This window comes from Pseudomonas sp. TNT3 (genome assembly GCF_010095445.2).
Taxonomy (GTDB): Bacteria; Pseudomonadota; Gammaproteobacteria; order Pseudomonadales; family Pseudomonadaceae; genus Aquipseudomonas.
In genome coordinates, this window is sequence record NZ_WFGV02000006.1 from 111,386 (window position 1) to 132,478 (window position 21,093).

A 21,093-nucleotide genomic window follows, 5' to 3' on the forward strand; every position below is an offset into this window, starting at 1 on the left:
TTTATGCAGCCGGATTTTTGGCACAAGCGGTGGCAGGCGAATCAGATCGGCTTCCATTTGCCCGAGGTTAATCCCTATCTGCAACGGTTCTGGCCACAACTGGGTGTGGAAGAAGGCGCGCGCGTGCTGGTGCCGTTGTGTGGGAAAAGTCTGGATTTGTTGTGGCTTGCTCACCAAGGTCATGAGGTCCTCGGTATCGAACTGTCGGAAAAAGCGGTAGAGGATTTCTTCGACGAGCATCATTTCGACCCGAACGTCAGTGAACAGGGGCCGTTCAAAGTCTATCGCGCTGGCTCAATAGAGCTGTGGTGTGGTGACTTCTTCGAGCTGACAGCAGGCGATGTTGCCGATTGCACCGCGCTGTACGACCGAGCTGCCTTAATTGCCTTGCCGCCGCCGATGCGTCAGCAATACGCTGCGCACCTGAACCGGATTTTGCCGAAAGATTCCATGGGCCTGCTGATCTCCCTGGATTACGATCAGGCACAGATGGACGGACCGCCATTTGCTGTGCTGGATGATGAAGTGCAGCAATTGTTCGGGAATTTCTGGGCGCTGAAAATTCTGGAAGACCAGGATGTACTGAGCGAGAGCGGGAGGTTTCTGGAGGCAGGTGTTACGCGGCTTGAAGAACGTGTTTACAGGATTTCCAGCCGTTAGGGTGTGAACAACACACCTATCAGCCAGACAAAAAAAGGCCCGCATCGCTGCGGGCCTTTTCTTTTATTGCGCGTATTGCGAAGCCTTTCAGCCCCGACGACGCAATGCGTCGATACGCTCTTCCAGCGGCGGGTGGCTCATGAACATGCGAGCGAACCCTTGTTTGATGCCACCGTTGATGCCGAAGGCGTTCAGTGTGTCGGGCATGTGTACCGGCAACCCTTGCTCGGCACGCAGGCGCTGCAGGGCACCAATCATCGCGGCGGTACCGGCCAGGCGGGCACCGGCTTCATCAGCACGGAATTCACGTTTGCGCGAGAACCACATGACGATGGAGCTGGCCAGAATGCCCAGGACCAGTTCAGCAAAGATGGTCGCGATGTAGTAGGCAATGCCCTGGCCTTCTTCGTTCTTGAAAATCACTTTGTCGACGAAGTTGCCAATGATCCGTGCAAAGAACATCACGAAGGTGTTTACCACGCCCTGGATCAGCGCCAGCGTGACCATGTCACCGTTGGCCACGTGACCGATTTCGTGGGCCAGCACCGCCTTGACTTCATCGGGCGAAAAGCGCTCGAGCAAACCCTGGCTGACCGCGACCAGTGCGTCGTTCTTGTTCCAGCCAGTGGCAAAGGCGTTTGCCTCGTAAGCCGGGAAAATACCGACTTCGGGCATCTTGATGCCGGCCTCGCGGGACAGTTGCTCAACGGTTTGCAGCAGCCATTGCTCGTGACGTGTGCGCGGCTGGGTGATGATTTGGGTGCTGGTGCTCATCTTCGCCATCCACTTGGAGATGAACAGCGAGAACAACGAGCCGGCGAAACCAAAGACCGCACAGAAAATCAGCAGCTGATTGAGGTTGAGATCAACCCCATTGGCCGCCATGAACCCGTTAAAGCCGAAAAGGCTCAGGGTGATGCTGGCAATCAGCACGACCGCCAGGTTAGTGGCCAAGAACAGCAGGATGCGCATCATGGTTGTAGAAATCTCCTCAAGCTAAAGATATAGCGTACTGCGGGGTATATAAGGTGCTGCACCGGGCTATTCAACCGGGTGACTATTTCAAACTGTGTCCTACAGCAAAAGAGTAGCTGCTTGAAGGACATTTCCGAGGACGACAGGGGAAGTGGTTGTCCGTCATTTTGCATGTCGCGGCCCCGTCGTTATTAGACGCGAGCCCGAAATCGGACGTCAGTCAGCGAAGTAGATACCGGCGCAGGGCGGGAAGCAAAGATATGTTGCTGAATTGATCACCGTGCGATCTCGACCAGCATCGCACGGTGAAGGCCAATTACTGGCGATAAGACTTGAGGAAGTTGCCGATGCGGCCGATGGCCATGTCCAGGTCATCAACTCGCGGCAGTGTCACCACACGGAAATGATCAGGCCATGGCCAGTTGAAGGCTGTGCCTTGAACCACCAGCAGTTTTTCCGACAGCAGCAGGTCGAGGACGAACTTTTCATCGTTGTGGATCGGGCACACTTTCGGGTCGATCCGCGGAAACGCGTACAGCGCGCCCATCGGCTTGACGCAGCTGACGCCCGGGATGTCGTTGAGCAGCTCCCAGGTACGATTGCGCTGTTCCAGAAGCCGTCCTTGCGGCAATACCAGGTCGTTGATGCTCTGATAACCCCCGAGAGCCGTCTGGATCGCATGTTGGCTCGGCACGTTGGCGCACAGGCGCATATTGGCCAGCATGTCGATGCCTTCGATGTAGCTCTGGGCGTGTTGTTTCGGACCCGAAATGGCGATCCAGCCAGAACGGAAGCCGGCTACCCGGTAGGATTTGGACAAACCGTTGAAGGTAAGGCACAGCAGGTCTGGCGCCAGGGACGCGGTGCAGATGTGCACGGCATCGTCGTACAGAATCTTGTCGTAGATCTCGTCGGAAAAAACCACCAGGTTGTGCTGGCGAGCCAGCTCCAGCATCCCCAGCAACACTTCCCTGGAGTACACCGCACCCGTCGGGTTGTTCGGGTTGATGATCACGAGCGCCTTTGTGTTAGGCGTGATCTTGGCCTTGATGTCAGCCAGATCCGGCCACCAGTTGGCTTGCTCGTCACACAGGTAATGCACCGGGTTACCGCCGGAGAGGCTCACCGCAGCGGTCCAGAGTGGGTAATCCGGAGCCGGCACCAGCACTTCGTCGCCGTTGTTCAACAGAGCCTGCATCGACATGACGATCAGCTCGGAAACGCCGTTACCCAGGTAGATGTCTTCTATACCGACGCCTTCCACCTGCTTTTGCTGGTAGTACTGCATGACGGCCTTGCGCGCGCTGAACAGCCCTTTGGAGTCACTGTAGCCCTGGGCGGTCGGCAAGTTGCGGATCACGTCCTGAAGAATTTCGTCCGGCGCTTCGAAACCAAAAGGCGCCGGGTTGCCGATGTTCAGCTTGAGGATGCGATGGCCTTCCTCTTCCAGGCGTTTGGCGTGCTTGAGCACTGGGCCGCGAATGTCATAGCAGACGTTGGCGAGCTTGTTCGATTTGCTGACCTGCATGGCGATGTGTTCCCGAAAATGAACGATCCAGGCGGCTTGTGAACTACCGTACTGGGAATCCTGCGTATTCACACAGGCCTGACGCCTTGAGATGCAGCACCCATAAATCCGTTTGAATGCGCGTGGTCTGGCTGCCAGACTGGCGTTTGACGAGGCGCAATCATACGTGCCGCCCGATCCGTGGAAAAGGTACAGATCGGGCTTTTTCAGCTGCTGAGGTGTGACAATGGAAAAGTTGGAAAAAACCCTGGAAGAATGGAAGGCGATGCTCGACCCGGAGCAGTACAACGTTTGCCGTCTCAAGGGCACCGAACGTCCGTTTTCCGGCAAGTACAATGACAGCAAGGTAGACGGTGTCTATCACTGCATCTGCTGCGATGAGCCGCTGTTCGATTCGAAGACCAAATTCGACTCGGGCTGCGGCTGGCCGAGCTTTTACGCGCCCATCGGTGACAGCGCCATGGTCGAGATCCGAGATGTCAGCCACGGCATGATTCGCACCGAAGTGGTGTGCGGCAAATGCGATGCGCACCTGGGTCATGTGTTTCCGGATGGTCCGCCGCCGACAGGCCTGCGCTACTGCATCAACTCGGTCTGTCTGGACCTCGTTCCCCGCGAGTAATGCGAGCCCCGTAGGAGCTGCCGCAGGCTGCGATCTTTTGACTTTGCTCTTTAAACGAGGATCAAAAGATCGCAGCCTTCGGCAGCTCCTACGCCAAAATGATTGTTCGGTCAGTTAGATCGATTTATTGAATTGCACACAATTCAATTGCAAACTATCTTTATCGCTCTTCCCGGCATCCAGAGCGAAAACCATGACCAACAGCCTGTTAAGCATCCCTTGCACCACCATTACCGGTGAGCAAAAGACCCTGGCAGACTTCGCCGGCAAGGCGGTGTTGGTCGTCAACACGGCCAGCAAGTGCGGCTTCACCCCTCAATACAAGGGTCTTGAAGAACTGTGGCAAACCTACAAGGATCAAGGCCTGGTCGTGCTCGGGTTTCCCTGCAACCAGTTCGGTAAGCAGGAACCTGGCAATGAAGGGGCGATTTCCGAGTTCTGCGAGTTGAATTTCGGTGTCAGCTTTCCACTGTTCAAAAAGATCGAAGTCAACGGCGCAGACGCCCATCCGTTGTTCGTGCAGCTGAAAAAACGTGCCCCCGGCGTGCTGGGGTCCCAAGGCATCAAATGGAACTTCACCAAGTTCCTGATCGGCAAGGACGGCCAGTTGGTCAAGCGCTTCGCTCCCGCGACCAAGCCGCAGGACTTGAGCCGCGAGATTGAAGCCTTGCTCAAATGAGTTCACTGCCGGTCGATTTCCTGAAGCTCGACAGCCAGGTCTGTTTCAAGCTGTATGCCGCGTCCCGGGCAGTGATCCGTGCCTACAAGCCGATGCTCGATCAGTTGGGGCTGACCTATCCGCAATACCTGGCGATGCTGGTGCTGTGGGAATGGCAGGAAACAGCGCCCGAGCAGCCGACCGTCAAGGCGTTGGGCGAACGCCTGGCCCTCGATTCCGGGACGCTGACACCGTTGCTCAAGCGTCTCGAGCAGCTGGAACTGGTTCAGCGTCAGCGTTCATCGCGCGATGAGCGTGAGGTGCACCTGAGTTTGTCTCCGGCAGGCAAGGTGTTGCGTGAACAGGTCGGGCCGCTCAAGGCCCGGCTGCTTTGCGACAGCGGTGTAGATCTGGACCGCCTGCACGATCTGCGCAATGGCCTTGATCACCTGCTGGAGCAAATCAAGGCGTTGTCGTAGCAGGCATCCACAGGTCCAGCAGCGCGGCCAGTTCTTCCCGGCGAAAAGGTTTGGCCAGGTAATCGCTCATACCCGCCGCGCGACAGCGCTCGCGTTCTTCGGACATGGCATTGGCGGTCAGGGCGACAATCGGCAATTGCGGCCAGCGTCCGCTGCGACGAATTTGCCGACTGGCCTCGTACCCATCCATTACCGGCATGTTGCAATCCATCAGCACCAGATCGAAATCGCGCAGCTCCAACTGATCAAGGGCTTCAGCGCCATGAGCGGCGACGATGACCTCGCAGCCGAGTTTTACGAGCATGCCCTTGGCCACCAACTGATTGACCGGATTGTCCTCCACCAGCAGTACGCGCCCGCGTCGCAGGGGGGTGAGTGCTTCAAGTCGGGCATCGTTGAGGATGTTGATTTCCGGCTGCAACACCCGACGCAATGTCTGAAACAGGGCATTACGCGCCAATGGACGCGCTTGTTGCTGCAAGGGGGCGAGGGCGCTGACTTCTTCGATCGGCATGAAACTGCCGTAGGCCGTCACCAGCAGAATGGGTGCGGTGCAGGTGGGGCGCAGGACAAACAGGCATTCGGGGCAATCGGTGATGACAACATCAGGGTTCAGCCCCATCAGTGAGTCGTCGATTGAGCGCTGCTGATACTCGAGGCCCCAGACGGGCAATATGTTTTTCAGTAATTCGTTCAGACCACTGCTGGAAGCGGTAATGGCGATAACCTTTCCCTGCAACGTGACCGGTGGCAGCGCACGGGTATGGCAAGGCAGCGGCAGGTCCGCGCAGAACTGGCTGCCAAAACCCGCTTCCGAACTGATGGTGAGGCGACCGTGCATCGCCTCGCAAAGGTTGTAGGTCAGCGCAAGACCCAGTCCGGTACCGCCGAATTGCCGGGTAATGCCGGCGCCGGCCTGGGTGAATGGTTGGAATATCTTCACCTGTGCGTCCTGGGGGATACCGATACCGGTGTCGCAGACTTCAATTCTGACGCCATCCCGAAAGGTCGAAAGACGGACATCGACACGTCCGAAACGGGTGAACTTGAGCGCATTCGACAGCAGGTTGCTGACGATCTGCCGGACCCGGGTCGGATCACCGAGTACCAACGCTGGAAAGTGCGGATCAATCAGACACGTCAGCTCCACGCTCGGTGCGGCATTCTGGGACAGCAGGTTGGCGGTGTCTTCGATCAGCGCGCCCAAATCGAACGGGATGTGCTCGAGTTCAAGCTGACCCGCGTCAAACTTCGACAGGTCCAGAATATCGTTGAGCAACTCCACCAGCACTTTGCCGGAATCGTGGGCGATCGACAGTTGTTGCTGTTGCTCGGCATTAAGCGGGCCATCCAGGGACAGCGCAATCATTCCCAGCAGGCCATTGAGCGGCGTGCGGATTTCGTGGCTCATGTTGGCCAGGAACACTGAGCGGGCTTCGGCCATGTCCAGTGCGGTGCGACGCGCGACTTCCAGTTCCTCGTTGGATTGGCTCAGTCGCGCGTTGATCGCCTTGAGCTCTGCGGTGCGAGCCGAAACGATGTTTTCCAGTTGAGCGAGGTAGTCGGTCAGGCGGTTTTCGGCGCTGCGGCGTTGCTCGATTTCGGTCGCGATGTTCTCGAACTGCTGGTTGGCCACTTTGACCAGCACTCCAATTTCATCGTTTTTATGCCCTGATGGATACTCCAGCCAGGTCGGTTCAACACTTCGCGGATCACGGCCACTGAGTTCTCGGATCACCCGCACCAGCGGTTTGGTGAGCATGACGTAGAACAGCGCCAGCAAGATGCCGGTCAGGAGGAGGCTGCGGGCGAAGCCGTTCAACAACGTCACTTCCGCCCGGCGCAAAAAACGGCTGCCGAAGGCGTATGTGTCGACGTCCAGACGCAGAGTTCCGAGGGATTCGGCCGGTAAATGGTCCAGGTACAAGCGGTCTTCGAATTGTCGCTTGGCACCGAACAGCGTGTCGCTGAGTACCCGATAACTGCTTTGCAGCTCCGGTCGCTTGACGTTGGCCAGCACTGTCCCGTTGTTGTCGGTCAATCGCGCGCCGATAATCGCGGGCGAGCGCAGCAGGCCCAGTGTCAGTTCTTGCGCGAGTTCCGCATCGATGTTGTAGGCGATGCGCGAAGCGGGGTTATGACTGATTTCCAGTAAAGTCTGGATTTCACGGTTGATGGAGGCGTCTTCGCTGGCATAATCGATGCCTATTTGCAGCAGGCTGAGCAGCGTACCCAGAATGAAACCCACCAGCACAGTAAGCTTGGCTTGCTTGTATGACAGCCGGTTGGTGAATTTGATATCCATGGGGTGTTGAGCCACTTTTCGTTTCCCTTCGCCGCTCTAGCATAGCCGACTATGCATGGATGCCGCTGTTGTCGCGAGAGTTCTCGCAAGCCTATGAACCAGGGCTGAACCGCAAACCGGACGCTGTGTTGGGTCGCTGTAACGCCATCATTACTGTGAACGAGCCCGAGGAGAAGACGTGGATTCCCGATTGAATGCTTTTCTTGAACGCGCCGATGCCGTTCTGGCCCGTATCGAGCCGCTGCTGCCGACCCCTCGGACAGCCATCGACTGGACAACCTGCCTCGCCGCGCGCTGGCAGCGGGAAGGGCGCAGCGGTTTCTTGCTGCCGCTTGAAGTCAGCCTCGATATGCGCTTGTCCGACCTCATCGGTGTCGACCGGCAACTGGAGCAGCTAGGGCGCAACACTCAACAATTTCTTGATGGCATGCCCGCCAACCATGCGCTGCTCTGGGGCTCGCGGGGCACTGGCAAGTCGTCGCTGGTCCGTGCGTTGCTGGCTGAGCACGCGAGTAACGGGCTGCGGCTGATCGAGATCGAACGTGATCATCTGGCAGACCTGCCTCGGGTGGTTGAACAGATTGGCAAGCTGCCCCAGCGCTTCGTGTTGTTCTGCGATGACCTGTCGTTCGAATCGGGCGAGGGCGATTACCGCGTGCTCAAGAGCGTGCTCGACGGTTCCCTCGAGCAGGCGCCGGATAATGTCTTGCTGTATGCCACGTCCAACCGTCGCCATCTGGTGCCGGAAAAAGAAAGCGATAACGAAAACTGGAAGCGGGTCGATGGCGAACTGCATCCCAGTGAAGCCGTGGAAGACAAGATCGCGCTGTCGGATCGTTTCGGCCTCTGGTTGTCGTTTTATCCCTTTACCCAGGAACACTTCCTCAACGTTGTCGAGCACTGGATCGGGCAACTGGCCGGCAAGGCCGGGCTTGCGTGGCAGCGCGACGAAGAGTTGGAGATTCTCGCCGTCCGCTGGGCCACGGGACGGGGCAATCGCAACGGCCGTTGCGCCTATCAATTTGCCCGCTATTGGGTCGGGCTCAAGCTGTTGGAGCACAAGGCATGATCGATTTACAACAAAGCGGCCAGGGGCTGGAAGGCTACGGCATGCTGCACGCGCAGCTGGAGTCGTTATTGGCGGATGAGCGGGACTTCATTGCCAACGCTGCGCAGTTCTCGGCGTTCCTGTTCAATCAGCTGGAAGATTTGAACTGGGCCGGTTTCTACCTTAATCGCAACGACGAGTTGGTACTGGGCCCGTTTCAGGGACAGATCGCCTGTGTGCGGATTCCATTCGGCCGGGGCGTGTGCGGCGCGGCTGCAGCGACGTTGCAGACGCAGCGGGTAGACGATGTCCATGCGTTCCCAGGGCACATTGCTTGCGACAGCGCCTCGAACAGCGAATTGGTGGTGCCGCTGGTCAAGGATGGCCGAATGATCGGTGTGCTTGACCTCGACAGTCCAAAGCTTGCGCGTTTTACCGCCCAGGATCAGGCAGGCATCGAGCAGTTGGCTGCGATTTTCCTGCGCCTGACTGACTGCTGATCAGCTTTGCAAGCCTGCCTTTGCCAGCAGGCTTGCCTGATCCACTGCGTCGATCTGCCTGGGGTCGAGGAATTGGTCGGCGTAGCGCAGATATATTTCGGCAGTGATAAACAGCTCGAACAACTGCGGATCGATGTGAGCGTCACGGCACATCATTGCCATGATGCTCAACGCTTCGCTCAAGGACTTGGCCTTTTTATAAGGGCGATCGGCAGCGGTCAGGGCTTCGAAAATATCAGCTATCGCCATCATCCGTGCCGGCAGGCTCATTTCTTCGCGCTTCAACTGTTTGGGATAGCCTGTGCCGTCCATTTTCTCGTGGTGACCGCCCGCGATCTCCGCCACGTTGCCGAGGTGACCAGGGAAGGGCAGGTGGCTGAGCATCAGGATCGTCTGCACCATGTGATGATTGATGATGTAACGCTCCTCGCGGGTCAGCGTGCCTCGGGCAATGCTCAGATTGTAGAGTTCCCCCCGGTTGTACTTGTAAGGCGGCACATCGAGCTTGAACCCCCACGGATTGTCCGGGGGGATCAATTCGCTGTCGGCGCGTTCGAGCAGGTGCTCGGGCTTGTCCGCCAGCAACGGTTCGCTGACCGGCAGGCTCGGTGCCGGCGTTCGTGCCTGGCGCCGGTTTTCCTCCCAGGAAACCCCCTGCCGATCATCCAGCGTTCTCGTCCAGTTGCGTTGCGCCACTTTGCCAAGCCGTTGCAGATCCGCTTCTGCCATCGCCTCACCGCCCAGGTTGCAGCGGGCAACAAATGCAAAATCATCATCCAGCGCCGCCAGACTCGCATCGCGCAGCTTGGCCAGTTGTTGCTCGTCTCCGCCCAGGGCGATGGCTTGCCAGTAACTGATCCAGGCATCGCGCTTGAGCACTTCGAAACGGGTGCGAATTTCGTGGATTCGGTCGTTCAGGGTTTCCAGTTTCGTCGCTTTATCCACCACATATTCCGGCGTGGTGACCTTGCCGCAGTCATGCAGCCAAGCGGCGATGTGCAGCGCCTCCCATTCATCTTCACTCGGTTGATAGTCGCTGAACGCCGGTGCCTCGCTGGCAGCCGCCGCATGAGCAAGCATCAGGGTCAGTGCCGGCACCCTCTGGCAGTGTCCGCCGGTGTAAGGGCTCTTGGCGTCGATCGCGCCGGCCAATAGCTGGATAAATGAGTCCAGCAGTTGTTTTTGCCTGGTTTGCAGGCGTTGGCTTTCAATGCATACCGCCGCCGCACCGGAAACGGCCTGAAGAAACGCGATGCGGTCCGGGCGAAGCTTTTCCAGATCGCTCTGGTTGCCACTGTCTGCCAACAACAGGATGAGCAAGCCGACGGTTTCGTTGTGACGGTTGTGCAGCCGAATGCCGATCAGATGTACCCGAGGGCATTCCATCGCCAGTAGCACCTTGCTCAGATCACCGGCTTCTTCGTAACCAAGGCTGGTCACGAGCGTGTTGGCCTGCGCGAGTTGCCGTAGCCATGCGGGGCTTTGTAAAGACTGGGGATCGTGTCCCTGAATACCGAAGGATGGCAACGCCTGCGAAGTATCGTTGATGACCAGTCCGTGGGGCTCGAGTCGATCGCCATCGTTCTCCCGCAGGTAGATCAAGCCGGCCTGGGCCTGACCGATTTTCACCGTCTCGAACAGCACCCGCTGCAACAACGGCGCGAAGCGGGTCTCGGCGCTGAGGCTATCGGTGATCTGGAAGAAGCTCGACAAGGTGTCTTTCATGCGCGCCATCGACACACTCAACTGGTCCACCTCAAGGACCGGAGAGCCCTTGCCGGCAGGAAAGTTGAAGTCGAAACTGCGGATGGCATCGGCTTCCTGCACCAGCGCACGCAGGGGTTTGACCAGAACTCTTGAGGTGAGCCAGCCCAGCGGCAGGCATAACAGCAGCGTGGCCAGGGTCACCAGCGCGCCTTGCCAGCGCATGCGATAAGCATCCACGAGCAGCTCGTCCTCGGGCACCAGCAAGGCCAGTTGCAATCCTTCGGGGCCTCCTTCCTGCATGCTGCTGCGCGCTGCAATCCATTGCCGTCCAGCGACGTCCAGCCGGTTGCCTCTGGAGGGATTGTTGAGCAATGCGCCGAGGCTGGGGCTTAAATCCGCTGCTTTGATCAAATGCGCGGTTTGATCATTGGTGATTAATCTGCTGCTGTCGGGATACGCAATGGCGTTGCCTTCGGCGTCGAATAGCACGATTTCAGTGCTGGGCGTCACGACATGCTTGGCCAGGGTCGCCGACAGTTCGGCCAGGGTCAGGTCCGCTCCCAAGACTGCGTTTTCACCACTGCGCAACGCCAGCGTGGTGCCGATATTGTGCGTGGAGAAGAAAATATAGGGTTTGGTGGTGATCTGTTCCTGGCCGGCGAGAGCGCTGGAAAACCAGCCGCGGGTTCGCGGGTCGTAAGACTCTTCAGGATTGTCCTGACGGGAGATGAGTTTGAGGTCCAGATCGAAAAACAGCGACTGGGAGCGGGCCTGGCTGTCAGTCAGGTGTCGCTCAATGCTCCATACCTGAAACGCCGCGGCCTCTGGCGCCTTGATGAGCGCTTTGAGGTCGGGTGCGCGCAGAGGGCGCACCATAAAGAAATCACCGTTGGCATAGCCTAAATACAGCGACGCCAGGTTTGGGTTGTCCTTGAGCGACTGGCTGAAAGGCTTGAGCAATGCCAGGCGCTGCCCAAGATCGGCCGTCTGGGTCGCCGGGTTGTCCGCCAGCAGACTTAACAAATGGCGGATGGGTTGATACGTGGTACTCAGATCCGTGCGAACGTCTTGCTCGATACGTTCAAATAGCCTTTCACTGCTCGAAAGAATGATCTGAGTGGTTTGGTGGTAATTGAAAAGGCCAAGCACCACGCCTGTGAGCAGTAGGAGGAACGTGAACATCACGCTGATATGGACATGCAGGGGGAATCGTCGCGGGTCCGGGCGCAGTGGGCTGGGCATTGCCAATCTCTCCAAAAGGTTTAACTCACTGCTCAGCGTCCAAGCATAGTTAACGCTCCACCATTGTGCTGTTGTCGTGCTGCCTTATTTGGTGTTGCAACGCCTGGTCAAGTTCGAGCATGGCGCGCTCCATCGCCAGGATGCAATCGGTCACTACGTCAGGTTGAAAGGCTTGATGAATGGCTTCTTCCAGCGATTCGCAGCTGTCGATCAGGCGGGTAGCCTGGACAATTCGGGCAGCACCCTTGATTTTGTGGGCGATATCGAGAAATGACTGAAGGTCACCAGACCGGGTTAAACCCAGCAATTCTTCTCGGTCGAGGCGATTGCTCCTGAGCAGTTCAGTCAGTAATCGCAAGCTCATCGCAGGGTTCCCCCCCGTCAGTTGTTGCAGCCCTTCGATACTGAACGCTGCACTGCTAAACGCGGGACTGATGCCTTCGACCCATTGGCTCAATGCCGTCAGTGTCAGCGGCTTGAACAGGCAATCGTCCATACCGGCCTGTTTGCAGCGTTCAATTTCTTCCGGCTGTGCGTTGGCGGTAAATCCCAGAACGATGACGGGCGAGCGGTGCGCGCGCTGTTCTTCGCGGCGGATGGCGCGGACCAGCTCATAACCGTTCATGACTGGCATGTTGCAATCGGCGATGACCAGGTCGAAAGGCTCGGACTTCCATGCTTCGAGCGCTGCTTCACCATCCTCTGCGACGCTGAAACGGTGCCCCAGGAATTCCAGTTGCTGGCACATGAGCAAGCGATTGGCCGGGTGGTCATCTACCACCAGAACGTTCAAGGGCATTCTCGTGGCTTGGGGTGCCTCGACGACCGGCTCCACGACCTGCTCCTGTACCAGTGTGGCGAGACGCAGCAAAACCCGAACTTGTGTCCCCGCGCCCGGCTGGCTGCTCAATTGCAGACTGCCGCCCATCATTTCACACAGGCTGCGGCTGATCATCAGCCCCAACCCTGCGCCAACCCGGCCGGCCTGTGCGCAATTGTCTGCCTGGGCAAAAGGCTCGAACAATCGCTGCTGATCCTCTTCGCTGATGCCAATGCCGCTGTCCTCGACACTCAAGTGCATCCGTACCTCGTCAGGGCCGCTCGGCTGGAGGATGACGATGATCCTGACCTGGCCGTGATCCGTAAATTTGATGGCGTTGCTGATCAGATTGGACAACACCTGCTTGAAGCGCATCGGGTCCAGCACAACATCGATTTCCGGATTGGCGGGGTGGTAATCCAGCAACAGTTCGAGATTTTTCTGGTGAGCCAGTCCATCGAAGATCCTGACCACCGACGCGACGATTTCTCGCAGGTTCACGCGCTCCGGGCTCAGGCTCAGGTGTCCGGATTCAATGCGGGCGATATCGAGAATATCGCCTATCAATGCCAGCAAATCCCTCGCCGAGTTGTAGGCCACATCGATGGCCGGACGATCAGGATGATCCTGCTCGATCCGCTTTAGCGTCAGCTCGAGCATGCCGATGACCGCGTTCATCGGGGTGCGGATTTCATGGCTCATGGTCGCCAGAAAGGTGCTCTTGGCCCTGTTTGCTTCATCAGCACGTTCTTTGGCGTAGCGCAGATCATCGAACAGTTGTCGTCGGTCGCTGATGTCGATCCAGCCACCAATGATGCCCTGCACCTCGCCGCTCGAGTCGCGATAGGGCAGAACCCAGTGGTAAATCGTCAGCCGGCGACCGCCGATATGCAGTTCGCGGTCGACCACCAGCGGCGTGCCTTGTGCCACGACACGCTGGTAGTCGGCCTGATACTCCTGTGCCTCAAATGCATTGCTCAGGTTGCCCTGCATGACACTTTTACCGATGACGTCTTCGCGCTTTGCGTTGAAAGCTTCGAGGTAGCTGTCATTGCAGCTTTGCAGCAAGCCTTGGCGATCACGCACATAGATCGGATGAGGGGTTCCGTTGACCAGCGAGCGCATGAATTCGAACTGGTCGTTCAATGCGCGCTCGGCAGCCTGACGCTGCTTTATCTGACGGCGCATGTACGCGTTCCAGGCAACGGAAATCATCAGCAGCACGCCGGCACCGATGACGATTTGATAGAACAGCCGGTGATAATTGCGCCAGGCGCTTTGTGTTGAGGCCGAATAGCCACGCCACCGGCTGTTGATGACGCCCAGTTCATCCGGCGCGATGCTCAGTAGTGCTTTGTTCAGGATCGCGTTGAGTTCTTCGGATTCCCGGGCTGTTGCCAGTGAAAACGCGGCCTGCCGGGTGCCGATGGTGGTGCTGATTTGCAAAGGGTGTTCGAAGATTCGCGAGGCGATGAAGTAGTTGGCGATCACCAATGAGTTCACTGTCCCGTCTGCCTGCCCTTCGGCCAGCATTTCAACGGCGCTGAACGTGTCGGGGGTTTCGATCAATGTGATCCCGGGGAAGTCACGACGCAGGTACTCCACCAACGGATTGCCCTGGGCGATCGTCAGGCGTTTACCTTGCATTTGCTCAAGTTGGGTCGGGCTGTCGACCGCTTTTCGTGTCAACAGCACAAAGGAATTCTGCAGGAATGGGCGGGTGAAGTTCAGAGAAGTTTCACGCTGGGCGCTGGGAAGTAGGGCGGTGACCAGATCAGCCTGGCCGTCGCTGATTTTTTTGATCATCTCGCCATCGTTGCGGCTGCCCTGGATATCAAAGCGCAAGCCGGTGCGCATTCTGATCAGATCAAGCAGGTCTGCGGTGACTCCGCGCAAGTTTCCATTGCTGTCGAAGAATGACAGCGGCGCGTATGCCTCGTTGACCACCACGCGCACCACAGGATGTTGTGCCAACCAGGTTTTTTCCCGATCCGTGAGCTGCAAATTGTGATCGGTGAGGAGAATGTCACTGCCTGCGCCCCAGCGCTTGGCAATGTTCTCTCGCTCGCTGCTCGGAATGGCAGTGAGTATCGTATTGATGATGCCGAGCAGTTGCGGGTTGTTCTTGTGGACCGCAAAGCTGAATCCGTGCGCTTCATGTTTACCGAAGTTGGCCATGCGCAGGTTGTTGAGGTAGCCCTTGTTGATCATGTAATGGGTTGAGATGGCGTCGCCGAGAAAGACGTCCGCCTGTTCGAAGGCTACAGTGTTGATTGCATTCTGAAATGAAGGAAAGGATGTGATGATGGCATTAGGGTACAACGCTTTCACTTCATCCATTGGCAGATAGTGGTAAACCATACTCAACCGCAGACCGGCGAGTCCTTCGGCAAGGGATCTTGTTTCTCCTTCCCGGGTCACCAGTACCGGTTGATCGACCGCGTATGGAATGGACAGTACGACGTCAGTGTTTTGCGCCTCGAACCCGTTCGAGGTACCGAGCAGATCGATGTCACCCTTTTCCAGTGCCTCGATTGCATCGCCCCGGGAAGCGTAGCGTTTGACCTCAATCGGCAGGCCCGTCGTTTCGCTGAGAAGACCTGCATAGTCGGCAGTGAACCCTTCATATTCGTGGCTGCTGATGGTCAGATCGAAGGGTGGATAGTCGGGGGCTGATGTCCCGAGGACGAGTTGCGTTCTACTGCCAGCCCACGCTTGTTGTGAGCTATCCAACTGGACTTGCAGGTGTCCAGGCAGAGTTCGACTAAGTAGCGTATACCCCTCACTTTCGGGCTGTGCTGCGTGGACTGAGGTGATCAGGCATAAACTTGCGCTCATCCATCCCCAAAATTGCTTTGTGCGACTAGGCATCCTGTCTCTCACACTAACGCGTTACGTTTTGCCATCTCGATGAGTTCTACCAGGGATTTGGCTTTGAGTTTCTGCATGAGTCGTTTTTTATAAGTACTGACAGTCTTGTTGCTCAAAAACATGCCCTTGGCTATTTCCTTGTTGGTACGACCTTGGGCGAAAAGTTGCAGCACCATCAATTCACGATCATTGACTGATTTGAAGAGTTCGAGTTCGGCGTAACGTACATCATCACAGCGAACCGGATTCAAGGCTGCGCTTGGGAAGTAGTTGTAACCTGACAATACGGCTTTAATGGCGCTGACCAGTTCACTCAGGGCTTCTTGTTTGCAAACATATCCAGAAGCTCCAGATTGCATGCAGCGAATTCCGAAAAGAGTCGGATCTTGTGCTGTGAGTACTAACGTCTTTGTCTGCGAGTTCATCGCGTTGAGACGGGTAAGAATCTCAAGCCCGTCCAACTTGGGAATGCTGATATCAAGAATCACCAGGTCGGGTACGCATTCGCGAATCATCTGCATGGCGTCGACCCCATTATCTGTTTCACCGACAACCTTGAAGTTTTCATGCTCCAGTAACATTCGGACAGCGAGACGAATAACAGGGTGGTCGTCGACAATAAAAACGGAGTTCATAATCAAATCCCATACGAGCGCAAATAAAGCGCGCACCTTAGCTCAGATAGTCTGGGTGTCGCATGAACCGGTAGACCTACAGGGTTAATATCAGATAATTCCTACGTGGGAATAAGAAATAGACTACGCGTCAACTGGTTTTTTCATTGATGTAGATACAGTTTTAGTGGGTTGAGTGCGTTGGTCGTGGTGAGGTTGTGGGGTTGAAAAACTGATGTGAAATAGTTTTTCAGAGTGTCTGCTTGAATGTTTTATAAGTATGCAAAGGTCAACAGGTTTCTAAGTTCTAATTGTTTCAAAGGTTTCTGTAAACAACCCAGGAGTGGAATTTTCAGAGTGTTGGCTTCTTTGGCAAGTTCGTCCAGTTCAATGGGTGTCAGACTACTGAGCAGGATAGCGTGGCTGATCAGGTTTAAGTCGCTCGCCATTTTTATCAGGTCCAGGCCGGACAGATCAGGCAGACATTGATCACACAGCAGAATATCAAAAGGGTGCGACACTCCGAGCATCTTTTGCATCGCGCCTGCCGCGCTGTCGGTGAGGGTGATTTGACTGAAGCCATAACTTTCCAACAAACATTGAATCGCTCTAAGCTGAAAGGGATGATCTTCCACTACCAAGATGCGTAAATTTTTTTTATTCATGGGACTACTCACACTTGATCCGACGAGCAGACGGAGCGTGATTATTTCGCAGTACTTAACTGCAATCGATCAGCCAGCGCGACATGCGGCGTAGGGCATTTCCGTGTGCGTTGAGGGCTTTTGGATTGGGAGAGGCAGATCAGCCACTTCAAAGGGTGAAATGACTGTTTTGTCGCCTTCTCACACTTCGCATGACGGGTGCCCTATTCGAGGGAGTGTTTAGAAAATATTGAAATTCTAAAGCTTATTATTATGAGGTGAAAATATTAATAATTTTTTGCTGATGATTTAAGTTGCTTGTGTTTGTTAATGTGTTTTGAAATGTGGTGTGAGTGAGCTATATTGGGCGTTATGTAACTGATTTGAGAGGCGAGCATGGAAAGAATGAGCTGGGACAAGTTGCTGAATAACACCCGTCTTGGCGGTCGGCCGCCTAAATCCGAGCTGGGCCGGTCACCTTTCCACTCAGACCATGACAAGGTTATTTTCTCCGGTGCGTTCAGACGTCTCGCAAGAAAAACTCAGGTGCACCCTCTTGCCACTAATGATCATGTTCATAATCGCCTCACGCACAGCTTGGAGGTGGCTTGTGTGGGTCGGACGCTGGGAGTCAGAGTAGGCCAGGAACTTCTGAATGAAAGACTTATCCCTGAACAACATTCAGCGTCTGATATTGGTGATATTGTCCAGACTGCTTGTCTCGCGCATGATATCGGTAACCCTCCATTCGGGCATACAGGTGAAGAAGCCATTCGTCACTGGTTCTCCAATGATGTGGGGGCGAAGTTAATTGAACACTTGCCATTCCACGAAGCTACTGATTTGCGTAGATTTGAAGGTAATGCCCAAGGGTTCAGGGTTTTAACGACCTCGGAATATCATCCTTATGAAGGGGGTATGCGCCTGACTTACGCGTCACTGGGGGCGTTCATTAAATACCCCTGGCTGGCGGGTGATGCTGTTAACAAGCAGAGGCCTATCGAGAACAAATACGGTATTTACTGTTCTGAGTTGGATTTGTTTAATGAAGTCGCTGATGCGACTGGTTTGTTGAAGTTGGGTGATGGATGGCGATGCCGACATCCACTGGCTAATTTGATGGAAGTCTCCGATGACTTTTGCTACGCCATTCTTGATCTGGAAGATGGCGTAGAGATGGGGATCCTTGAATGGGATAAGGTCTTTGAGATTCTGTGCCTGGTCCTCGATGATCATCAAAAGAATCAGCTGGTTAAAGAAATCCAGGGTATGAAAGTGGGGCGTAGGCTTTCCATGGTTCGTGGAAAGGTCATTTCAGCTTTTGTAGATGCTGGAGCGGCTGCTTTCATGAATAACCATAACGACATCATGACCGGCAAAGTGTTAGGCATCCTGGATCTGTGTGACAGGAACGTGCGTGACTGTGTATCCGCCGCCAAAGGTCTTGCCCGAGATGAGATCTTTCAGCATCCGCGTAAGGTTGAGTTGGAAATCGGGGCTTATAGCACCCTCTCTACCTTGCTCAATGTGAGTTGCTCTGCTGCCTTGGAGTATGTCAGAAAGGGTGGTGTCGCTGATTCCAAGACCCGCAGGGTGGTAGAGCTTTTCGGACTGGACCTGAAAAATCTGGAGAGTCAGTCAGGTGTCTCCAAAGAGTACGGCGCAATCATGCAGGTTCTGGATTACGTAAGTGGTATGACGGATAACTACGCGATGCACTTGGCTCGCCAATTTAATGGCTTGGGCGGAGATCGTTGAAGGTAGGGAGTTTTTATTTTTAGGGCTTTTAAGGCGTCCAGCTCGCTACAGTCCGACAGCATCGATATCAATCAGTAACAGCCGCTCGCCGTTATCGAAAAACTGCCCGGCCGTTAGGCAGTACTGGTTCGTGGTGGCATCGCGATAAGTGTTGGAAAGCGTCAACCGGCGCTCGTCCCAACCTTCCGCCAGCAAGTGGTAGAAGTAGGGACGCCATGACCAATTATGACCCAGGTAGAGATTGTCAGATTCCCAGCCGTTGTTTCGCCATTCGAGGTTCGGCGTCAGCTGCGTGCCGTGGCGGTCACATTGATAAAAGCGCAACAGCCAAGGGAACGCATCCAGCTGTGGTAATGCGCTAAGCGGCGCACGGGCGTGTGCCCAGGCCTGCAGAATGGACATCAATTCGCTGAGCTGTTGGCGCATGATCATCAGACGACCGCGTTCGCTCAGTTTTTGTTGAACGTAACGCTGGCGAAGTTGAGCGAATTGCCTCACAAAGGCCTCGGTTGCAAAAAACTCTTCTTCGGCCCGGGCGAACAGAAAACCCTGTACGTAGCGCGAACCGCACTCCAGGGCAAAATTCAGCTGAGCGTCGGTCTCCACCCCTTCTGCAATGATCCAGCAACCCGTTTTTTCCGCCATTTGCGCCAGAGCTTTAACCACGTCACTGCTGGGGCCACCTAATGCGGCGGCTTGGAACAGGCGCATGTCCAGTTTGAGAATGTCCGGTTGCAACGCCAGTACTCGATCCAGCTGAGAGTACCCGGCACCGAAATCATCGATGGCAATTCGGGCACCCGCCTGCCGATAGCGGGCAACGACGTCTGCCAATCGCTGGATGTTTCCACCCAATTCGGTGATCTCGAAAACGATGCGACGCGGGTCGACGTCGTATCGGACGAGTTGTTTAAGGCTTGGGAGCGACTGATCCGGGCGCAGGCGATTGATCCACCGCGGCGACATGTTCAGGCTGAGAAACCAGTCCGCCGGCGCTTCGTGCAGGCGGCTCAGGGCATTTTCACGGATGTGGCGATCGAGTCGTCGCAGAGCGATGGCAGGTGTTCGGGGATCGGCAAACAAGGGGCCAACCGAGGCAAGATGACCGTCCGGATGACGCAGTCTACCCAAGGCTTCGACACCTGCTATGCGGCCAGTGGCGGTATCGATGAACGGCTGAAAGCAGGCGAGCGGTTGCCCGTCGATCACGAGGCCTCCTTAGTAAAGTATTGTTTTGATACCTGGGCACAGGGTAGGCACACAGGATTAAACCTCTCGATAAAGAGGTTCAATCCTGTGATGTTGCAAGAATGCAGCCAGATGATGGCATCAAGGCCTGCGCGATGAGCCTTGCATGACAAGCTTGATCAGCGGCCCCAATGTGGCACCCAGTCGAACCAGACGGGTCACGCTGCTGGTTCCGCCGCTCTTGGCGCCTTTGCCCGTCAGAAAACCCAACAGTGTGACGGCCGCCACGCCCCATAGCGGGGCGTGCTTGATGCCGAAACCACCTTGCAGGCTCTGCGTCATTCCTCTTACGCGCTGCAAAGGCTGCAGCAATTGTTGGGATTCATGACGAATTTCCTGCCGGTGCATTTCCATACGCAGGCGGATCAGGGCCTTGCGCATTTCTGTGCGCGAGTTGTTATGAGGCAGTTCAGGCAGGCTCATGGCAGCAGGCGCTCCCGATCGTTGGCCAACTCTTCAAGCGTGCCGTGGAAAGGCGAGGACTCGTCGAAAATCGCCGCTTTCAAACGCATCGCACAGAAGATTGCTGCCAAGGTATAGAACACACAAAGTCCAATGATGGCAGGCAGGCGGTACGTGTCCCAGAACAGGATCATTACTAGCGTCGACAGTCCCACCAGCAACAGCAAGGCAAAAACCAGCGACAGGCCTGCGAACAGCAACAGGCTTACTGTGCGTGCTTTCTGCTCCTGCAGTTCAATGCCGAATAGCTCGACATGGCTGTGCAGCAGTCCAAGGAAAGCGGCACCGAGGCGCCGCGGTGAGGAGCTTGGGCCCGTCGCCGACGAGCCGGATTCGCCGATTGCCATATCAGCGCCGAGTGGCCAGCAGGCCAATCAGGAAACCCACGCCGGCCGCAATACCGACCGATTGCCAAGGGTTGGCCTGAACATAATCTTCCGTAGCGGTCACAGCAGCCGCACCACGCTCGCGCAGTGAATCTTCAGTCAGCTTCAAGGTTTCCCGTGCACGCAAAAGACTGTCGTGAATCTGGTCACGCAGCTCATCGGCTTGGTCACCGGCCAGGGAGGCGGTGTGTTCGAGCAACCGCTCGGTATCGTGCACCAGGGTCTGAAAATCGTTCATCAGGATTTCTTGAGCAGTCTTTGCCTTGATGCTGGCCATTGGTGATCTCCGTAAGTGGCTTCTGTTGCGTTCGAGTATGAGCCTTGCGCGAAGGTTCAGTACAAATCACTGGTACAGCTTTTGCTATTAGTTGGTGCGCCAGTCTGCGCTATCGCGCTGTTGGTGAGCATGATTGGGGCGAAACCTTATCTCAAATAACGAAAACGCGCGCAAAGGTTCCGGCCTTGTGCGCCAAAGCGGCTCTCGAGGTCCTCTATGAAGACTCGTTGAGTCGCAACTTGGTGCACGAATTGTCTGCGCGAACTGCTTTGGTGCTTTTTTAGCCTTC

18 protein-coding genes are annotated in these 21,093 nt (G+C 56.0%); 7 read left to right on the top strand and 11 right to left on the bottom strand.

What is annotated here, in order from left to right; all coding sequences use genetic code 11:
• Positions 1-3: 3 nt before the first annotated feature.
• Positions 4-660: a thiopurine S-methyltransferase gene (locus GBC55_RS06045; RefSeq protein WP_162436349.1), complete on the top strand. Its 657-nt coding sequence runs from the start codon at positions 4-6 to the stop codon at positions 658-660.
• 87 nt (positions 661-747) lie between these two features.
• On the opposite strand, the gene htpX is transcribed toward GBC55_RS06045, so the two are convergent.
• Positions 748-1,635: a protease HtpX gene (htpX, locus tag GBC55_RS06050; RefSeq protein WP_162436348.1), complete on the bottom strand. Its 888-nt coding sequence runs from the start codon at positions 1,633-1,635 to the stop codon at positions 748-750.
• 316 nt (positions 1,636-1,951) lie between these two features.
• Positions 1,952-3,163: a pyridoxal phosphate-dependent aminotransferase gene (locus GBC55_RS06055; protein ID WP_162436440.1), complete on the bottom strand. Its 1,212-nt coding sequence runs from the start codon at positions 3,161-3,163 to the stop codon at positions 1,952-1,954.
• Positions 3,164-3,389: 226 nt separating this feature from the next.
• Between GBC55_RS06055 and msrB the strand changes: the two genes are divergently transcribed.
• The 3 genes from msrB to GBC55_RS06070 all read left to right on the top strand — a co-directional run bounded on the left by msrB (position 3,390) and on the right by GBC55_RS06070 (position 4,922).
• Positions 3,390-3,785, top strand: a complete 396-nt coding sequence (msrB, locus tag GBC55_RS06060; protein WP_162436347.1) for a peptide-methionine (R)-S-oxide reductase MsrB — start codon at positions 3,390-3,392, stop codon at positions 3,783-3,785.
• Between the two features lie 193 nt (positions 3,786-3,978).
• Positions 3,979-4,464: a glutathione peroxidase gene (locus tag GBC55_RS06065; protein WP_162436346.1), complete on the top strand. Its 486-nt coding sequence runs from the start codon at positions 3,979-3,981 to the stop codon at positions 4,462-4,464.
• Complete coding sequence (locus GBC55_RS06070; RefSeq protein ID WP_162436345.1) at positions 4,461-4,922, top strand: MarR family transcriptional regulator; 462 nt, start codon at positions 4,461-4,463, stop codon at positions 4,920-4,922. Before GBC55_RS06065 ends, GBC55_RS06070 begins: the two co-directional genes overlap by 4 nt.
• Here the strand turns inward: GBC55_RS06070 and GBC55_RS06075 are convergent.
• On the bottom strand, positions 4,906-7,227 hold the full coding sequence (locus GBC55_RS06075; RefSeq protein WP_162436344.1) for a response regulator: 2,322 nt from the start codon (positions 7,225-7,227) through the stop codon (positions 4,906-4,908). The two genes, GBC55_RS06070 and GBC55_RS06075, sit on opposite strands and share 17 nt — an antisense overlap.
• Before the next feature lie 178 nt (positions 7,228-7,405).
• On the opposite strand from GBC55_RS06075, the gene GBC55_RS06080 reads away from it, so the two are divergent.
• Together GBC55_RS06080 and GBC55_RS06085 are read left to right on the top strand one after the other, a co-directional pair.
• Entirely contained in the window at positions 7,406-8,296 is an 891-nt protein-coding gene (locus tag GBC55_RS06080; RefSeq protein WP_162436343.1) for an ATP-binding protein, read from the top strand.
• Positions 8,293-8,775 carry a GAF domain-containing protein gene (locus GBC55_RS06085; RefSeq protein ID WP_162436342.1) on the top strand — a complete coding sequence of 161 codons (483 nt, stop codon included), beginning with the start codon at positions 8,293-8,295 and terminating at the stop codon, positions 8,773-8,775. The genes GBC55_RS06080 and GBC55_RS06085 overlap by 4 nt, the downstream gene beginning before the upstream one ends.
• Here the strand turns inward: GBC55_RS06085 and GBC55_RS06090 are convergent, their stop codons facing one another.
• The 4 genes from GBC55_RS06090 to GBC55_RS06105 form a co-directional block, all read right to left on the bottom strand.
• Positions 8,776-11,724 carry an HD domain-containing phosphohydrolase gene (locus GBC55_RS06090; protein ID WP_162436341.1) on the bottom strand — a complete coding sequence of 983 codons (2,949 nt, stop codon included), beginning with the start codon at positions 11,722-11,724 and terminating at the stop codon, positions 8,776-8,778. It abuts the gene before it with no gap.
• A gap of 49 nt (positions 11,725-11,773) precedes the next feature.
• Positions 11,774-15,415: a transporter substrate-binding domain-containing protein gene (locus tag GBC55_RS06095; RefSeq protein ID WP_162436340.1), complete on the bottom strand. Its 3,642-nt coding sequence runs from the start codon at positions 15,413-15,415 to the stop codon at positions 11,774-11,776.
• An 8-nt stretch (positions 15,416-15,423) separates the two neighbouring features.
• Entirely contained in the window at positions 15,424-16,050 is a 627-nt protein-coding gene (locus GBC55_RS06100; RefSeq protein WP_162436339.1) for a response regulator transcription factor, read from the bottom strand.
• A 251-nt stretch (positions 16,051-16,301) separates the two neighbouring features.
• On the bottom strand, positions 16,302-16,694 hold the full coding sequence (locus GBC55_RS06105) for a response regulator (RefSeq protein ID WP_162436338.1): 393 nt from the start codon (positions 16,692-16,694) through the stop codon (positions 16,302-16,304).
• 375 nt (positions 16,695-17,069) lie between these two features.
• On the opposite strand from GBC55_RS06105, the gene GBC55_RS06110 reads away from it, so the two are divergent.
• Positions 17,070-18,431 carry a deoxyguanosinetriphosphate triphosphohydrolase gene (locus tag GBC55_RS06110; RefSeq protein ID WP_235992926.1) on the top strand — a complete coding sequence of 454 codons (1,362 nt, stop codon included), beginning with the start codon at positions 17,070-17,072 and terminating at the stop codon, positions 18,429-18,431.
• A 45-nt stretch (positions 18,432-18,476) separates the two neighbouring features.
• On the opposite strand, the gene GBC55_RS06115 is transcribed toward GBC55_RS06110, so the two are convergent.
• The 4 genes from GBC55_RS06115 to GBC55_RS06130 all read right to left on the bottom strand — a co-directional run bounded on the left by GBC55_RS06115 (position 18,477) and on the right by GBC55_RS06130 (position 20,804).
• Entirely contained in the window at positions 18,477-19,640 is a 1,164-nt protein-coding gene (locus GBC55_RS06115; RefSeq protein WP_162436337.1) for an EAL domain-containing protein, read from the bottom strand.
• A 120-nt stretch (positions 19,641-19,760) separates the two neighbouring features.
• On the bottom strand, positions 19,761-20,102 hold the full coding sequence (locus GBC55_RS06120) for a hypothetical protein (protein ID WP_162436336.1): 342 nt from the start codon (positions 20,100-20,102) through the stop codon (positions 19,761-19,763).
• Positions 20,099-20,488 (bottom strand): phage holin family protein, encoded by a 390-nt coding sequence (locus GBC55_RS06125; protein ID WP_162436335.1) that lies wholly within the window; start codon positions 20,486-20,488, stop codon positions 20,099-20,101. Before GBC55_RS06125 ends, GBC55_RS06120 begins: the two co-directional genes overlap by 4 nt.
• Before the next feature lies 1 nt (position 20,489).
• A complete protein-coding gene (locus GBC55_RS06130; protein ID WP_162436334.1) occupies positions 20,490-20,804 on the bottom strand; it encodes a YqjD family protein in 315 nt (104 codons plus the stop codon).
• Positions 20,805-21,093 lie beyond the last annotated feature (289 nt).

Coding starts and splice junctions, on each gene's coding strand:
- GBC55_RS06110 (WP_235992926.1), top strand. CDS start 17,070: ATGGAAAGAATGAGCTGGGACAAGTTGCTGAATAACACCCGTCTTGGC.
- GBC55_RS06045 (WP_162436349.1), top strand. CDS start 4: ATGCAGCCGGATTTTTGGCACAAGCGGTGGCAGGCGAATCAGATCGGC.
- GBC55_RS06105 (WP_162436338.1), bottom strand. CDS start 16,694: ATGAATAAAAAAAATTTACGCATCTTGGTAGTGGAAGATCATCCCTTT.
- GBC55_RS06100 (WP_162436339.1), bottom strand. CDS start 16,050: ATGAACTCCGTTTTTATTGTCGACGACCACCCTGTTATTCGTCTCGCT.
- GBC55_RS06075 (WP_162436344.1), bottom strand. CDS start 7,227: ATGGATATCAAATTCACCAACCGGCTGTCATACAAGCAAGCCAAGCTT.
- htpX (WP_162436348.1), bottom strand. CDS start 1,635: ATGATGCGCATCCTGCTGTTCTTGGCCACTAACCTGGCGGTCGTGCTG.
- GBC55_RS06085 (WP_162436342.1), top strand. CDS start 8,293: ATGATCGATTTACAACAAAGCGGCCAGGGGCTGGAAGGCTACGGCATG.
- GBC55_RS06065 (WP_162436346.1), top strand. CDS start 3,979: ATGACCAACAGCCTGTTAAGCATCCCTTGCACCACCATTACCGGTGAG.
- GBC55_RS06120 (WP_162436336.1), bottom strand. CDS start 20,102: ATGAGCCTGCCTGAACTGCCTCATAACAACTCGCGCACAGAAATGCGC.
- GBC55_RS06095 (WP_162436340.1), bottom strand. CDS start 15,415: ATGCCTAGTCGCACAAAGCAATTTTGGGGATGGATGAGCGCAAGTTTA.
- msrB (WP_162436347.1), top strand. CDS start 3,390: ATGGAAAAGTTGGAAAAAACCCTGGAAGAATGGAAGGCGATGCTCGAC.
- GBC55_RS06130 (WP_162436334.1), bottom strand. CDS start 20,804: ATGGCCAGCATCAAGGCAAAGACTGCTCAAGAAATCCTGATGAACGAT.
- GBC55_RS06055 (WP_162436440.1), bottom strand. CDS start 3,163: ATGCAGGTCAGCAAATCGAACAAGCTCGCCAACGTCTGCTATGACATT.
- GBC55_RS06070 (WP_162436345.1), top strand. CDS start 4,461: ATGAGTTCACTGCCGGTCGATTTCCTGAAGCTCGACAGCCAGGTCTGT.
- GBC55_RS06090 (WP_162436341.1), bottom strand. CDS start 11,724: ATGCCCAGCCCACTGCGCCCGGACCCGCGACGATTCCCCCTGCATGTC.
- GBC55_RS06125 (WP_162436335.1), bottom strand. CDS start 20,488: ATGGCAATCGGCGAATCCGGCTCGTCGGCGACGGGCCCAAGCTCCTCA.